We start from the raw sequence: 15442 nt of genomic DNA, 5'->3' as shown, positions 1-15442 counted from the left end.
TCAGGCGCGGGTGTGCCCGTCGCCCTGGACGATCCACTTCGTGGTGGTCAGCTCCTCCAGGCCCATGGGACCGCGCGCGTGCATCTTCTGGGTGGAGATGCCGATCTCGGCGCCGAGGCCCAGCTGGCCGCCGTCGGTGAACCGGGTGGAGGCGTTGACCATGACCGCGGCGGCGTCGATCTCGGCGACGAACCGCTCGGCGTCCGCGAGGTCGTTGGTCACGATCGCCTCGGTGTGCCGGGTGGACCACCGGTCGATGTGCTGGAGCGCCTCGTCCAGGGAGTCGACCACCTTGACGGCCAGGTCCATGGACAGGTACTCGGTGCCCCAGTCCTCCTCGGTGGCGCGCAGGTGGTGGCTGCCGGCGGGGAGCATGGCCTCGGCCCGCTCGTCGACGTGCAGCGTGACGCCGGCCCGGTCCAGGGCCGCGAGCACGGCGGCGCCGTGCTCGAAGCCGCTGTGCAGCAGGAGGGTCTCCGTGGTGTTGCACGTGCTCGTGCGGTGGGTCTTGGAGTTGACCACCACGTCCACGGCCATGTCCTTCGACGCAGAGTGGTCGACGAAGAGGTGGACGTTGCCCTCTCCGGTCTCGATGACGGGGACCTTGGCGTTCTGGACGACGGACTGGATCAGCCCGTGCCCGCCGCGCGGGATGAGGACGTCGACCTTGCCGCGGGCGGCCATGAGCGCGTTCGCGCCCTCGCGGCCGTACTCGTCGACGCTCTGGACGCAGTCCACGGGAAGCTTCACGTCGGCGAGGGAGTCCCGGATGATGCCCACGAGGGCCCGGTTGCTCTCCTCCGCGGCCGAGCCGCCGCGCAGGAGCACCGCGTTGCCGGACTTCAGGGCGATGCCGGCGATGTCCACGGTGACGTTGGGGCGGGCCTCGTAGATGGCGCCGACCACGCCCATCGGCACGCGCACCTGGCGCATCCGCAGGCCGTTGGGCAGGGTGGAGCCGCGGACGAACCCGCCCACGGGGTCGGGCAGGGCGGCCAGCTCGCGCAGGCTCTCGGCCAGGGCGGTGATCCGCCCGGCGTCCAGCTTGAGCCGGTCGAGGAGGGCCGTGGAGGTCCCGTTCACGCGGCCGCGCTCGAGGTCCTTGGCGTTCGCGGCGAGGATCACGTCCTGCTTGCGCTCGATGCGGTCCGCGATGGCGAGCAGCGCCCGGTCCTTCCAGGCCCGGGTGGCGCGGCCGAGCACGCGGGCGGAATCACGGGCGTCGTCGGCCATGGCGGCCACGCCGGCGACGGGGTCCTCCCCGAAGGTGGCGATGACGCCGTGGTCGGACACGACCGCCTTGTCGGTCGTGCGGGTGGCTTCGTCGGTGGTCACGGAATCGTGTGCGGCGGAAGTCATTTCTTCAGTTTAGTCCGTGCGCCGCGTGCGCGCAGGACCACCAGGTTGTCCACGTGCACGAGCTCCCGGCTGTAGTCGTCCCCGAGCTCGTCGGCCAGCACCGAGGTGGACTTGCCGAGCATCGGCGGGATCTCGTCCGAGGAGTAGTTGCTCAGCCCGTGCGCGATCTCCTTGCCCGCCGGGTCCCGCAGCGAGACGGGCTCCCCCGCCTCGAAGGTGCCGGACACGCCCGTGACCCCGGCGGCCAGCAGGGAGTTGCGGTCGCGGATCGCCTCGACGGCGCCCGGGTCCAGGGTCAGGGAGCCCTTGATGTCCGCGAGGTGGGCCAGCCACAGCAGCCGGACGTTGCGCCGCCCGCCGGAGGTCGCGAACCAGGTGCCGACGTCCTCGCCGTCCAGGGCGCGGGTGATGTTCTGCGCCGACGTGACGAGCGCCGGGATGCCCGAGGCCGCCGCGATGCGCGCGGCCTGGACCTTGGTCACCATGCCGCCCGAGCCCACCCCGGCGGCTCCCACCGAGCCGATCTGCACGCCCTCGAGGTCCTTGATGGGGTCGTTGACCACCGGGATCCGCTCGCCGCCCTTGCGGGGGTCCATGGTGTAGAGCGCGTCGACGTCGGAGAGCAGCAGCAGGACGTCCGCCTTGATGAGGTGGGCGATCAGGGCGGCGATCCGGTCGTTGTCGCCGAACTTGATCTCCTGGCTGGAGACGGCGTCGTTCTCGTTGACGATGGGCAGCACCCCGAAGTCGAGGAGCCGCTCGATCTGGCGGTGGGTGTTCTTGTAGTGGCTGCGGCGCATCAGGTCCTCCGCGGTGACCAGCACCTGGCCCACGGTGACGCCGAAGCGGGCGAAGGACTCGATGTAGCGGCCCATCAGCAGTCCCTGGCCCACGGCGGCGGCGGCCTGCTTGCCCGCCAGGTTCTTGGGCCGCCGGGACAGCCCCAGGGGCGCCAGGCCCGCCGTGATCGCGCCCGAGGACACGAACACGAGCTCGATGCCGCGGGCCTTGGTCTCCCCGAGGGCGTCCACGATCATCCGCACGGCCTGCTCGTCGATCGAGCTCTCGATGGACGTCAGCGAGGACGAGCCGACCTTGACCACCACGCGGTGGGCGCGCGGGATGTCCTCGCGGCGCTCGATGGGGCTGCGCCGGTTCTTGCCGCGGTTCTCGCTGCTGAGCTGGACCGCGGACTTCTCCGCGACCTCCTCGAGCTGCTCGACGTCGATCTCGTTCGTCTGCTCGTTCATCCTGGGCGTCTCCCTCGTCCGGTGGGCGTCGTCGGTGTGTCGGTCAGTCGTTCGTCGGGTGCTGCGGTCGGGGGCGGGGCCGGGCACGCCGTCCCGGTCCCGCGGGTGCGGTCAGTCGTGGGTGCCGGAGCCGTCCGGGGCCTCGCCGCGCCGGGCGTCGACCGACTCGGTCCACACCCCGGCGGTGCGCTCGGCCTCGAGCTCGGCGCGGGCGGCGGCCTTGGCGTCCTTGCGGTCCTGGTACTGCTGGCGCTTCTGCTCGCGGGTGGGGCGGTCGATGTCCGCGAAGCGCAGGTCGGTGCCGCGGGGCCCGGCCAGCAGCTCGGCGCCGCCGACCATCGTGGGCTCCCAGTCGAAGACCACGCCGTCGTCCTCGGGTCCGATGAGCACGGCGTCGCCGGGCCGGGCGCCCTGCTTGAACAGCTCCGACTCGACGCCGAGCTTCGCGAGCCGGTCGGCGAGGTAGCCGACGGCCTCCTCGTTGTTGAAGTCCGTCTGCAGGATCCAGCGGTCGGGCTTGTCGCCGCGCACGTGCCACAGCGGCTCGAGGTTGCGCTCCTCGCGGCTGATGGTGAACTCGGGCCCGCGCACGCCCTTCGGGCGCAGCACGACCCTCGGCGCCTCCGCCGGAGCGGGTCGCGCCGCCCGTGCCTGCTGCACGACCTCGCCCATGGCGAAGGTCAGCGGTCGCAGCCCCTCGTGGGAGGCGGTGGAGATCTCGAACACGCGGTAGCCGCGGGACTCGAGCTCGGGGCGCACGAACTCGGCGAGCTCCCTGGCCTCGGGGACGTCGATCTTGTTCAGCACCACGAGGCGGGGACGGTCGTTGAGGGGCACCGCCTGCCCGCCGTCGAGGTCGCCGTCGACGGCGTAGCCGGCGAGCTCCCGCTCGATCGTCTCGAGGTCGGAGACCGGGTCCCGGCCGGGCTCGAGGGTCGCGCAGTCGAGGACGTGCACGAGCGCGGCGCAGCGCTCGACGTGGCGGAGGAACTCCAGTCCCAGCCCCTTGCCCTCGGAGGCGCCGGGGATCAGCCCCGGGACGTCGGCCACCGTGTAGCGCACGTCCCCCGCCTGCACCACGCCGAGGTTCGGGACGAGCGTGGTGAAGGGGTAGTCCGCGATCTTGGGGCGGGCGGCGCTGATGGCGGCGACGAGGCTGGACTTGCCGGCGGAGGGATAGCCGACCAGGGCGATGTCGGCGATGGACTTGAGCTCCAGGACCACGTCGCGGGCCGAGCCCGGCGTGCCGAGGAGCGCGAAGCCCGGGGCCTTGCGCTTGACCGAGGCCAGCGCGGCGTTGCCCAGCCCGCCCTGCCCGCCCGGCGCGGCCACGAACTCGGAGCCCTGCCCCACCAGGTCGGCCAGGACGTTGCCGTCCTGGTCCTTCACCACGGTCCCGTCGGGGACGGACAGGACGAGGTCCTCGCCCTTGTGCCCGTGCCGGAGGTCGCCCTTGCCGGGGCCGCCGTTGGGCGCGGACTGGTGGGGCGCGTGGTGGTAGTTGAGCAGCGTGGTGGTCTGGCCGTCGACGCGCAGGATCACGCTGCCGCCGTCTCCCCCGTTGCCCCCGTCCGGCCCGCCGAGCGGCTTGAACTTCTCCCGGCGGATGGACACGCAGCCGTGCCCCCCGGAGCCGCCGGAGACGTGCAGGACGACGCGGTCGACGAAACTGGCCACGGGGAACTCCTCTGGTCAAGAACGGGCGGGCCCGCGAACGGGCCACGTTAAGACTGTAGAGGGCGGGCGCTGGACGCACCCACCCTCTACAGCACAAACAATGGGCGGCGCGGGTGGGGACCCGCACCGGGACCGACAGGGCCGGTCCTTCCGACTACTCCGCGGCAGCCTGGATGTTGACGACCTTGCGGCCCCGGCGGGTGCCGAACTCGACCTGGCCGGCGGCCAGGGCGAACAGGGTGTCGTCGCCGCCGCGGCCGACGTTCAGGCCGGGGTGGAAGTGCGTGCCGCGCTGCCGGACGAGGATCTCGCCGGCGTTGACGGTCTGGCCGCCGAAGCGCTTCACGCCGAGGTACTGCGCGTTGGAGTCGCGACCGTTGCGAGTGGAGCTCGCGCCCTTCTTGTGTGCCATGAGGTGTGCCTACCTTCGGGTCTTTACTGGCTGATGGAGTCTGGAGGGGAACCGGGCCGATCAGGCGTCGATGCCGGTCACCTTCACGGTGGTCAGCTCGGCACGGAAGCCCTGGCGCTTCTTGTAGCCGGTCTTGTTCTTGAACTTCTGGATGGAGATCTTGGGACCGCGGAGGTTCTCGACGATCTCGGCCGTGACCTTGACGTTCGCCAGGGTCGGGGCATCCGAGGTGATCTTGTCCCCGTCGACCAGCAGCAGGGCAGGGAGCTCGATGGTGCTGCCTGCTCCGCCGGCGACGCGGTCAAGGGTAACGAGGTCTCCGACGGAAACCTTTTCCTGGCGGCCGCCAGCGCGGACAATCGCGTACACCACTTGGGAACTCACTTCTCTCGACGTCATGTGTAAACAGTGTGGGTCGAGCGCATACCTGTCAGGACCAACGACGTTGAGACGAGCTGTCGGTGACCGGCCCGTGGGACTAGGCCGAGGTCAGCGCAGGTTCGCCGCAATTCAGGAACTGCACCCGCATGTGCCGCCAGGTGGGGTGTCGAGTTTTTACACGCGCGCACCGGCATGGCACCGAAGATCAAGACTACTCGATCCGGTCAATGCCCGCCAACCGGCGCCCCGTCCCCGGCGCGGCGAAGAAGTCCCGCTCGAGCGCGCAGGCCTCCAGGAACACCTCCCGCATCCGCTCCCGGACCTCCGCCGGGGCCGCCCGGGCGGCGTCGTCGAGCAGCCGCCGTGCCGTGCGGGTGGCCTCCTGGAACCCCTCGTCCGCGTACGTGGCGAGCCAGTCGGCGTAGGGGTGCTCGCCGGGCCCGCCGGCCGCGGCGAGCTCGCCCAGGTGGCGTCCCACGTCCGCGTACACCCAGTAGCACGGGAGCACGGCCGCGAGGCCCACGGGGTAGGGCTCCGCGGCGGTGGCCGCGAGCAGGAAGGTGGTGTACCGCCGTGTCACCTCCGCCGGCTCGTCCCGCGCGCCGCCGTCCCCCGCGTGCTGCAGCCGGGCCCGGTGCAGCTGCGCCTCGGTCTCGGTGCAGGACACGGCGCCGGCCGCGAAGAACAGCCGCTGCTCCTCGTCGGGCGCCCGTGCCGCCAGCAGGGCGAGCGCCCTGCTGTAGCCGTCGAGGTACTGCAGGTCCTGGTCGAGGTAGGCGAGGAAGCGGTCCGGCTCGAGCCGCCCGTCCCCGAGGCGGCGCACGAACTCGAGCTCCTCGATCTCCCGCCGCAAGGCCGCGGAGGCCTCCCACAGCTCGTCGCTGAACCGCTCCGGCACGGTGCCCCAGGTCTCGAGGGCGTGCTGGACGTGGTGGAAGTGGTGGACGGGCCCGCTCCCGTGGCCGACGGAGAGCTCCCCGGAGGTCTCGAGGGCCCCGCGCAGCCAGTCCCGGGCGATCCGCAGGCTCCGGGGCCAGTCCCCGTGCCGGGCCTGGAGGGTGGCCAGGGCCGAGGAGAGGGAGCACCCGGTGCCGTGCGAGTTCTCGGTGGGCACCCGGACGCCGTCGAACGCCACGAGGGGCTCCGGGGCGTCCGGGCCCACGAGGGCGTCCGGGGTCCGGTCCCCGGTGAGGTGCCCGCCCTTGACGAGCACCAGGGTCCCGTGGGCGCGGGCCACGCGGTGGCCCTGCGCGAGGGCCTCCTCCCACGACGACGCCGTGTCCTCGCCTGCCAGCACGGCGAGCTCCTGCAGGTTCGGGGTGATCAGGTCGGCGAGGCCCAGCATCGAGCGCAGGGCGTCCTCGGCGTCGGGCTCGAGCAGGCGCCCCCCGGAGGTCGCGACCATGACGGGGTCCAGGACCACGACCGGGGGCCGGTGGGCTCCGAGCCACCGGGTGACGGCCTCGATGACCGGCACGGAGCCGAGCATCCCGATCTTGACGGCGTCGATCTCGACGTCCTCGGCGACCGCCTCGAGCTGGGCGGTGAGGAACTCGACCGGCGGGACGTGGATGGCGCGCACGCCCACGGTGTTCTGCACGACGACGGCGGTGACGGCGCTCATCCCGTAGCCGCCCATCGCGGCGATCGACTTGAGGTCCGCGTGCTGGCCGGCCCCGCCCGTGGGGTCGGTGCCGGCGACGGCCAGGACGCGGGGCACGCGTGCGCTCACAGCGCCACCTCCTCGGCGGGCGCCGCGCCGAAGGCGCGCACGTAGCGGGCGGCAGCGGCCGCGGGGTCGGGAGCGGCGCAGATCCCGGAGACCACGGCCAGCCCGGCGGCGCCCGCGGCGCGCAGGGCGGCGGCGTCCTCGGCCTGCACCCCGCCGATGGCCAGGCAGGGCAGAGAGGTGCGCGCCGCCGCGCGGGCGAAGCCCTCGACGCCCAGCGGCTCGGGGTGGTCGGGCTTGGTGCGCGTCGCCCGCACCGCCCCGACGCCCAGGTAGTCGACCGTGCCGGCGGGCAGCGCGGAGGCGGTGTCGAGCTCCTCGGCCGTGGCCGCGCTGAGGCCCAGCACGGCGTCGGGGCCGCAGATCCGCCGGGCGAGCGCCACGGGCAGGTCCGTCTGCCCGACGTGCACCCCGGCCACGGGGGCGCCGGCCGCGCGGGCGGCAAGGTACACGTCCGCGCGGTCGTCCACGAGCACGGGGACCTGCCGGCCCACGCGCTCGGCGACGGCCGTCAGCAGGGCGACGAGATCACGGACCGGGGCGTCCTTCGCGCGGACCTGGACCATGGTGGCGCCCCCGCGCACGGCGGCGGCCACGACGTCCGGGACCGGCCGGGGCGCGCTGAGGGCGGTGTCCGTCACGAGGTGCAGGGCCAGGGCCGCGGGATCGAGGCGCGGGCTCACCGGGCCACCTCCTCGCGCACCAGCTCCGCCCGGGCGGCGACCTGCTCCGGCGTCACGGCGTACAGGCGGTCCAGCAGGGCCACGGCGAAGGACCCGGGGCCGGAGGCGTCGGCGGCCGCGTCCTCGGCGGCGAGGGTGTACACCGTGGTGGCGGCCACGGCCGCCGCGCCGGGGTCCGTGCGCACGGCGGTGAATGCGGCCATGAGGGCGCCCAGGGCGCAGCCCCCGCCGGTGATGCGGGTCAGCAGCGGCGTGCCGTGCGGGACGCGGACGACGGTGCCGTCCGGGGAGCGCACGAGGTCCACGGGCCCGGACACGGCCACCGCCGAGCCGGCCCGCTCGGCGAGCGTGGCGGCGGCGTCACGGGCGGCCTCGACGCCGTGCGTGGCGTCCGTGCCCCGCCCGCCGGAGCCGCCGGCGAGAGCCATGATCTCGGAGGCGTTGCCGCGCACGATCGCGGGCCGGAACTCGAGCAGGTCGCGGGCCAGCGCGGTGCGCACGGGCAGGGCGCCCACCGCCACGGGATCGAGGACCCACGCCCGGCCGGCGCGGTGCCGAGCCCCGACGGCCTCATAGGCGGCGCCGCGCTGCTCGGCGGTGGGCGTGCCGGTGTTGACGAGCAGGCCGTCCGCGAGCTCCGCGAAGACCCCGCCCTCGCCCTGGATGTCGGTCATCGCCGGGGACGCGCCCACGGCGAGCAGCGCGTTGGCCGTGAAGTTGGTGACCACGGCATTGGTGATGCACTGCACCAGCGGCGCCGCGGAGCGCAGGTCCTCCAGGGCCGCGGCGGCGTCCTCGGCGAGCGCGGGGTCCGGTGGTACCGGCCGGACGGCTCCCGGTGTTCCGGCGGACGTGGGTACGGCATCGCGCATCTGCGACATCCCTTCGCTAGTACTGGCTAGATCAGGTTCGACGGGTGTGTTCTCAGCCGCTCGCGCGGCACCCCGTGTCAGGTGTCCTGCCAGTCTAGTCGCTGAAGGTGCGCCGGGACGCCGGAGGGCCCCGTCCGCGGCGCTCGGGTTATTCCGGCCGTCCTGCCCTCGGGGGCTGCCGTCCGGGCGGAGGGGCACGCCGGTGATCGGCTCCCCACGGCCCGACACCATCGGGCTCGTGGGGACGTCCTGACGCTCAGAAGAAGCCGTTGCCGTGCGGCATCCGCTCCGGGACGGGCTGGCAGACCTCCCAGTGCTCGAGGATCCGGCCGTCCGAGACCCGCCACAGGTCGTAGCAGGCGGCCGGGACGCGGTCTCCGGGCTCGGCGCCTCCCTCGCCGGGACCGAGCAGGGCCTCGGTGACGGTGAGGACGAGGTCGCCCTCGCCGAGCACCCGGTGCAGGGTGCGCCGGGCGAGCCGGTCGTCCGGGCCGGGGCCGTGCTCCACGTAGCGCGGGTCGCGGGCCAGCTCCTCGAGGGCGTCCCGGTCGGCGCCGATGAGCCGCTCCTGCACCCACTCGGTCACCGCTGCCTTGTTCGCGCCGGTGCGCTCGCGCCCGGTGATCTGCCGTGGTCCGTCGATCCGGTGCGTCCCGGCCGAACCGCCGGGCAGGGGCGCCAGGGCGTCCCAGTGCTCGGCGATCTTTCCCTCCGACACCCGGAACACGTCCACCGCTGCCGTGGGGTCGGGTCCGAACCCGTGGTAGACGCAGTGGACCGCGACCATGTCGCCGTCCTCGAGCACCCGCAGGACGTCGATGCGGAAGTCCTCCGGCAGCTGCCCGAGCGCCGCGCGGAGGCCGTCCCGGCCGTCGGCCCCGAGCGCGGAGTGCTGCCGGTAGTCCGGGGCCCAGTGCCGGTCGATGGCCGAGGCGTCCCGCTCGCCGAAGAGCTCGCGGCCGGCGGTGAGGACGATCTGCTTGCTGTTCATGGCTGTCCCCTCGGGGCTGCGGGCCGGGGATCCGACGGATCGGCCCGGTCGGCCGGCCCGCGTGTCGTGCCACCACGCTACTCGCGCCGTGCCCGGCCCGACAGAGAGGCGGAGCGCACGACGACGGAGGACCCCGACCGCTCCGGTCGGGGTCCTCCGTCGTGCTGCTCGCGGGGGCGGCTCAGCCGCGCTCGGCGGGCCGGCCGCTGGTGAGGTCCTCCGCCTTGACCCCCACGCCGACGACGGTCGGCGCGCGGCCCGAGGTCTCCTCCGGGGAGCGCTGGGCGACGGCCTTGGCCTCGTGCCGGGCGCCCTCCGCGGTGGCCGCCTGCCCGGCGGTCACCTCGGCCTCGCCCGGGCGGGCCTCCGGTGCCGAGGCCCGCCGGGAGCGCCGGCGGGGGCGCGCCGGCTCGGCGTCCGCCCGCGGCTGCTCCGGGGCGGGAGCCTGCGGCGCCGTGCCTGCGCGCCCCGCGCTCCGCTGCCCGGCGGTCCCCGCCCGGGCGCCCTCCGTGGCGGTGTCCCGCGCGGCCGTGTCCTGCGCGGCCGTGTCCTGCGCAGCGGCGCCCGTCGTTCCGGCCGGCTCCCGCGGAGTGGAGGCCGCGTCCGGCGAGGGGTGCTCGAAGGCCTCCGCGAGGGAGTCCAGGCTCAGCGGCCGGGCCTCGGCGGGCTCCTCCGCGGGGGCGTGGCCCTGCGGCAGCTCGATGACCTCACCCTTGATCGTCAGGCGCGAGCCCTGCCCGGCCGGGGTCTCCTCAGCGGAGACCTGCTCGGGTGCGGACGCGGCGGGCTCCTCCCCCGTGCCCGGCTGCTGCTCGGCGGCGGTGTCCGCGCCCTGGCCGCGGTTGCGGCTGCGCTTGCCGCGCCGCTTCTTCCGGGAGCGCCCCGAACCCTCGGGCCGGGACTCCGCCGGCGGGGCGGTCTCCTCGGCACGGGCCGGCTCCTCCGCGACGGCCTCCTCGTGGTGGGTGGCCGCGGCGATGGTCGCGAACGCCGTCCGCGCGGCCTCGGCCTTGGCCTTCTCCGCGGGATCCGGCTCGACGGAGCGCTGCTCCGTCCGGGCCGGCTGCTGCTCGCCCCGGCCCCCGCGGCCGCGCTTGCGCTCCGTCCGGTTGGGCCGCTGGTCGCGCGACTCGCCCGTGGCGCCGCCGGAGCGACCCTCGAGCGGGTGGTCGTGGACCACCACGCCGCGACCGGCGCAGTGCTCGCACGGCTCGGAGAACACCTCGAGCAGGCCGGTGCCCATGCGCTTGCGCGTCATCTGCACGAGCCCCAGCGAGGTCACCTCCGCCACCTGGTGCTTGGTGCGGTCCCGGCCGAGGCACTCCACCAGCCGGCGCAGCACGAGGTCCCGGTTGGACTCGAGCACCATGTCGATGAAGTCGATCACGATGATCCCGCCGATGTCCCGCAGCCGCAGCTGCCGGACGATCTCCTCGGCCGCCTCCAGGTTGTTCTTGGTGACGGTCTCCTCGAGGTTGCCGCCGGAGCCGGTGAACTTGCCGGTGTTCACGTCGACCACCGTCATCGCCTCGGTCCGGTCGATCACGAGCGAGCCGCCCGACGGCAGGAAGACCTTGCGCTCGAGTGCCTTCTGGATCTGTTCCTCCACGCGGTAGTTCACGAACAGGTCCTCGTCCTCGTCCCACTTCTGGAGCCGGTCGAGCAGGTCCGGCGCGACGTAGGTCACGTACGCCTCGATGTTGTCCCACGCCTCGTCGCCCTGGACGACCATGGTGGTGAAGTCCTCGTTGAAGACGTCGCGGACGGTCTTGATCGTCAGGTCCGGTTCCGCGTAGAGCATCTCGGGCGGCAGCGTCTTCGTCGAGCCGGCCCGCTCCTGGATCTGCTCCCACTGGGCGCGCAGCCGGTTGATGTCGTGGGTGAGCTCCTGCTCGGAGGCCCCCTCGGCCGCGGTGCGCACGATGACTCCCGCCCCGTCCGGCAGCCGGTCCTTGAGGATCTTCTTCAGCCGGGCACGCTCGACGTCGGGCAGCTTCCGGGAGATCCCGGTCATCGACCCGCCCGGGACGTAGACCAGGTACCGGCCGGGCAAGGAGATCTGGCTCGTGAGCCGCGCACCCTTGTGCCCGACCGGGTCCTTGGTGACCTGCACCAGGACCGAGTCCCCGGACTTCAGCGCGACCTCGATCCGGCGGGGCCCGCCCTCGAGCCGCGACGCGTCCCAGTTGACCTCGCCGGCGTACAGCACGGCGTTGCGGCCGCGGCCGATGTCGATGAACGCGGCCTCCATGGACGGCAGCACGTTCTGCACCTTGCCCACGTAGACGTTGCCGATCAGGGAGTCCTGCTGGGTGTGCGAGACGAAGTGCTCGGCCAGGACGCCGTCCTCCAGGACGCCGATCTGGATCCGGTTGTCCTTCTGCCGCACCAGCATCTGCCGCTCGACGGACTCGCGGCGGGCCAGGAACTCCGCCTCGGTGATCACCTGGCGGCGGCGGCCGGTCTGGCGGGACTCGCGCCGGCGCTGCTTCTTGGCCTCGAGCCGCGTGGAGCCCTTCACGGCCACGACCTCGTCGACCGTGGCGGAGTCCGCGGCGCGCGGCGCCCGGACCCGCGTCACGGTGTTGGGCGGGTCGTCGTCGCTGCCGCCCACGAGCTCCATGTCGACCTCGCCGCGGCGGCGGCGACGGCGCCGGCGGCTGGTGGTGCCCCCGCCCGAGCCCTGTCCGGCCTCCTCGCCCTCGTCGGCGAGCTCGGCCGTGTCCGGCTCCTCGGGACCGTCGCCCGGGTCCTCGGCGGAGGCGTTCTCCTCCTGCTGGCGGCGCCGCGCCTCGCGGCGGCGGGCCGCGCGCTGCTGAGCGGCCTCGCGCAGCTCGTCGAGGTCCGGGGCGTGGAACATCAGCGAGGTCGCCGCCACGGCGGCGGACAGCGCCGTGCGCGGCTCGTCGCCGTCGGTGCCCTCGGCGTCGGCATTCCGGTCGCCGGTGTTCTCGTCGTCGGTGGTCCCGTTGCCGGCGTTCCGGTCGTCGTTGGCCCCGTTCCCGGCACCCTCGGCGTCGGCATTCCCGTTGCCGATGTTCCGGTCGTCGGTGGTCTCGTTTCCGGCACCCCCGCCGTCGGCATTCCCGTTGCCGGCGTTCCGGTCGTCGGTGGCCCCGTTCCCGGCTCCCACGGCGTCGGTGTCCCGGGCGTGGCCCTGTTCGCGACCGCTCGTCGGGTCCTCGACCGGGGCGTCCGTCCCGGTGCCCAGGTCCTCCGCCTCACCGGCGGGCTCGACGCCTTCGGCAGCCTCCTCGGCACCGGGCGTGCCCGGCGCCGGGTGCCCGGGCGCGGCGGCCTCCTCGGCCACCGCTCCGGGTCGCTCGTCGCCGGGAACAGCAGTCCCCGGCGCGACGTCGAGGGTGTCGGTCCCGGCGGCCGCGGCTCTGTCCGGCTCCACGACCGGCTCAGGGTCCGGATCGGCGACCGGCTCGGTGCCTGTCTCTGCGACCGACGCGGCAACCGGCTCGGGGTCCGACTCCGTGATCGGCCCCGTGCCCAGCTCGGTCTCCGGCTCCACGACCGGCTCAGTACCCGGTTCTGCGACCCCAGCGACCGGCTCAGTGCCCGGCTCCGTGATCGGCGCGGCGTCCGGCTCTGTGACCGGCGCGGCGTCCGGCTCCGTGATCGGCGCGGCGTCCGGCTCTGTGACCGACGCGGCGTCCGGCTCCGTGATCGGCGCGGCGTCCGGCTCTGTGACCGACGCGGCGGCCCGCTCAGTGCCCGGCTCCGTGACGGGATCAGTCTCCGACCCGGTGCCCGGCGCGTCGGCCGGGGCCTCGGGGGCGGGGTCCTGCACCATTTCCTCCGCTACCGGGAGGTCCCGGGGCGCGTCGTGCGATGTGTTCTGCTGACCAGCGTCCAGGGCGTCCTGCGCCCCGACCTGGTTCTCCTGTTCGGCATCCATATACAGCTGTGCTCCTGCCGCGGTACGCCGTCCGTACCCGGTCCCCGCGGCGGCTTGGTCGGCGTATCGCCGGTGGGGGTCCACGCGGCGGCCAGAAGTCCTGTGCGTACCCGTCGCGTCCCGCACACCTCGCGAACGGGCGGGGACGGCAACGAGCCAGTCCGGGGCTTCGAGCCGCTGCTCACGAGGGCAACGGTCTTGAGCCGGCGGCGGACGCGCTCAATCCGATGAGAGCCGCGGGTCCTGCCGACCTGGGGTCGAAGTCCGACTGGGCCGAGATCCCGCGTACGGGCGGGCTCGACCGTGGCCAGTATCTCACAGACGTCCCGGTCCGGGCCGGATTGGCCCTGTCACGGCCCGCAACCCTCCCGCAACCCTCCCGCGATCGTCCCGCGGTCCTGTTGCGACCTCCCGTCACGCGCCCGGCATCCTCCCCGGGTCCTCCCGGGTTACTCCGGCCGGGGACCGGGAGGGCCGGAGGAGGCATCGCCTAGGATCGGCGTGTGACCTCCACTCCGTCCGCTCTCGACGACTCCCCCGCCGCACCTCCCGGCCACGACCCCCGCGCCGACCGGCGCTGGGGGCTCGTGGCGCTCGTGACCGCGGTCCTGGGCTTCTACGGCGCCGCCACCCTGGTGTACGAGCGGCTCCAGCTCTTCCTGGACGCCGGGCACCGCACCAGCTGCGACATCAACTCGTGGCTGTCCTGCGGCACCGTCATGCGCACGCCGCAGGCGGAGGCGTTCGGCTTCCCCAACCCCTTCATCGGCATCGTGGCCTACGCGGTGGTCGTGGCCGTGGCGCTTGCGGTGCTGGCCGGCGCCCGGTTCGCCGCCTGGTACTGGTGGGGCCTGCAGCTCGGGGTGACCCTCGGCTGGGTCTTCGTGCTGTGGCTGTGGTGGCAGACCACGTTCGAGATCAACGCCCTGTGCCTGTACTGCATGCTCGTGTGGGTGATGCAGACCGTACTGGTGGTGCGGACCACGGCCCGCAACCTGCGCGCCGGGGTGCTGCCGGCGCCCGCCGGTCTGGCGCGCGCCGCCGAACCGTGGGCGTGGTTCGTCTCCGCGGCCCTGCTGGTGCTGATCTTCGGGACGGTGCTCGTGCGCTTCGCCGGGGTCATCTTCCCGGCCTGAGACCGGCCTGAGACAGGACCCCGCCGGCCCCGGCCCGGACGACGACGGCCTCCGCCCGGTCCGGGCGGAGGCCGTCGTCGTCGGTGGGACCGGGATCAGGCGAACCAGATGCCGATCTCGCGCTCGGCCGACTCCGGGGAGTCGGAGCCGTGCACGAGGTTCTGCTGGACCTTTCCGCCCCAGTCCCGGCCGAGGTCCCCACGGATGGTGCCCGGCGCGGCGGTGGTCGGCTCGGTGGTCCCGGCCAGGGAGCGGAAGCCCTCGATCACCCGGTGGCCCTCGACGACGGCGGCCACGACCGGGCCGCTCAGCATGAACTCGACGAGCGGCTCGTAGAACGGCTTTCCGCGGTGCTCCGCGTAGTGCTGCTCGAGCACCGAGCGCTCCGCGTGCAGCAGCCGCAGCTCCACGAGGCGATAGCCCTTCGTCTCGATCCGGGCGAGCACCTCGCCGGTGAGGCCGCGGGCCACGCCGTCGGGCTTGACGAGGACGAGGGTGCGTTCCGTGGTCATGGGAGTCCTTCCGAGGTGGGGATCCGGGATGTCGGTGCTCAGCCTAACCGTCCGGGTGCTCCCGCTCCCACTGCGCCTGGGCGGCGTCGCGGGCGGCGTTCTCCCGGTCCAGCCGCGCCCCGGTGCGCACGGCGTACCACCAGGCGAGCACGGACAGCCCGCCCACGAAGAACATCGTGGGGAGCACGAGGCCCGTGGCCAGGAGCACCCCCTGCAGGACCCACCCGACGGTGTACCCCCAGGGCCGGCCCAGCACGGCGGGGGCCAGCCCCATGACCAGGGCGAGCGCGGTCCCGCCCGCCAGGACCGCCACGCGTGCCCCGTCCGCGAGCTCGCGGCCGAGCACTCCGTAGGCGGTGAGGGCGGCGAAGAACGCGATGAACGCCTCCATGACCAGCACGGAGGAGGCGAACATCGTGCGGATCGAGCGCCGACGCCCGGGCTGCCCGGAGGGCCTGCCGCGCTGGGCTCTGCTCATGCGTGCCACGGGGAACGGGTCCTCTCCTGCGAGTGGTGCGGGGGGCGGGGGTGGC

General features: G+C 73.9%; 13 protein-coding genes and 1 riboswitch. Of the genes, 1 reads left to right on the top strand and 12 read right to left on the bottom strand.

Annotated elements, in window-relative coordinates:
• From ACPYN7_RS04010 to ACPYN7_RS03965, 10 genes are all read right to left on the bottom strand, one after another.
• Nucleotides 1–1359, bottom strand: coding sequence for a glutamate-5-semialdehyde dehydrogenase (locus tag ACPYN7_RS04010; RefSeq protein WP_197412618.1), 1359 nt, complete (start codon nt 1357–1359; stop codon nt 1–3).
• Nucleotides 1356–2609: a glutamate 5-kinase gene (proB, locus tag ACPYN7_RS04005; RefSeq protein WP_082696903.1), complete on the bottom strand. Its 1254-nt coding sequence runs from the start codon at nt 2607–2609 to the stop codon at nt 1356–1358. The genes ACPYN7_RS04010 and proB overlap by 4 nt, the downstream gene beginning before the upstream one ends.
• Nucleotides 2610–2720: 111 nt before the next feature.
• A complete protein-coding gene (obgE, locus tag ACPYN7_RS04000; protein ID WP_424346747.1) occupies nt 2721–4286 on the bottom strand; it encodes a GTPase ObgE in 1566 nt (521 codons plus the stop codon).
• 154 nt (nt 4287–4440) lie between these two features.
• Nucleotides 4441–4698: a 50S ribosomal protein L27 gene (gene rpmA / locus ACPYN7_RS03995; protein WP_017834601.1), complete on the bottom strand. Its 258-nt coding sequence runs from the start codon at nt 4696–4698 to the stop codon at nt 4441–4443.
• Nucleotides 4699–4758: 60 nt separating this feature from the next.
• Nucleotides 4759–5070, bottom strand: a complete 312-nt coding sequence (gene rplU, locus ACPYN7_RS03990) for a 50S ribosomal protein L21 (RefSeq protein WP_058872743.1) — start codon at nt 5068–5070, stop codon at nt 4759–4761.
• A 220-nt stretch (nt 5071–5290) separates the two neighbouring features.
• The gene (locus tag ACPYN7_RS03985) at nt 5291–6811 is read right to left on the bottom strand and encodes a bifunctional hydroxymethylpyrimidine kinase/phosphomethylpyrimidine kinase (RefSeq protein ID WP_424346746.1); all 1521 of its coding nucleotides are present in this window, start codon (nt 6809–6811) and stop codon (nt 5291–5293) included.
• Nucleotides 6808–7491, bottom strand: coding sequence for a thiamine phosphate synthase (gene thiE, locus ACPYN7_RS03980; protein ID WP_424346745.1), 684 nt, complete (start codon nt 7489–7491; stop codon nt 6808–6810). Before thiE ends, ACPYN7_RS03985 begins: the two co-directional genes overlap by 4 nt.
• Nucleotides 7488–8363, bottom strand: coding sequence for a hydroxyethylthiazole kinase (thiM, locus tag ACPYN7_RS03975; protein ID WP_424346744.1), 876 nt, complete (start codon nt 8361–8363; stop codon nt 7488–7490). Before thiM ends, thiE begins: the two co-directional genes overlap by 4 nt.
• Nucleotides 8355–8448: riboswitch (TPP riboswitch) on the bottom strand. Its footprint overlaps the gene before it by 9 nt.
• A gap of 171 nt (nt 8449–8619) precedes the next feature.
• The gene (locus tag ACPYN7_RS03970) at nt 8620–9354 is read right to left on the bottom strand and encodes a nuclear transport factor 2 family protein (protein ID WP_424346743.1); all 735 of its coding nucleotides are present in this window, start codon (nt 9352–9354) and stop codon (nt 8620–8622) included.
• Between the two features lie 181 nt (nt 9355–9535).
• Nucleotides 9536–13261: an Rne/Rng family ribonuclease gene (locus ACPYN7_RS03965; RefSeq protein WP_424346742.1), complete on the bottom strand. Its 3726-nt coding sequence runs from the start codon at nt 13259–13261 to the stop codon at nt 9536–9538.
• 503 nt (nt 13262–13764) lie between these two features.
• Here ACPYN7_RS03965 and ACPYN7_RS03960 point away from each other — a divergent pair.
• Nucleotides 13765–14397 (top strand): vitamin K epoxide reductase family protein, encoded by a 633-nt coding sequence (locus ACPYN7_RS03960; protein WP_424346741.1) that lies wholly within the window; start codon nt 13765–13767, stop codon nt 14395–14397.
• 95 nt (nt 14398–14492) lie between these two features.
• On the opposite strand, the gene ndk is transcribed toward ACPYN7_RS03960, so the two are convergent.
• Both ndk and ACPYN7_RS03950 read right to left on the bottom strand, forming a co-directional pair.
• Nucleotides 14493–14909 (bottom strand): nucleoside-diphosphate kinase, encoded by a 417-nt coding sequence (ndk, locus tag ACPYN7_RS03955; RefSeq protein WP_424346740.1) that lies wholly within the window; start codon nt 14907–14909, stop codon nt 14493–14495.
• Between the two features lie 43 nt (nt 14910–14952).
• A complete protein-coding gene (locus ACPYN7_RS03950) occupies nt 14953–15387 on the bottom strand; it encodes a DUF4233 domain-containing protein (protein ID WP_424346739.1) in 435 nt (144 codons plus the stop codon).
• Nucleotides 15388–15442 lie beyond the last annotated feature (55 nt).

The organism is Kocuria sp. CH-021 (assembly GCF_049716185.1).
In the GTDB taxonomy this organism is placed as follows: Bacteria; Actinomycetota; Actinomycetes; order Actinomycetales; family Micrococcaceae; genus Kocuria; species Kocuria cellulosilytica.
Note: the sequence above shows the minus strand (reverse complement) of the source record. Positions and strands in the feature narration are given on the sequence as shown.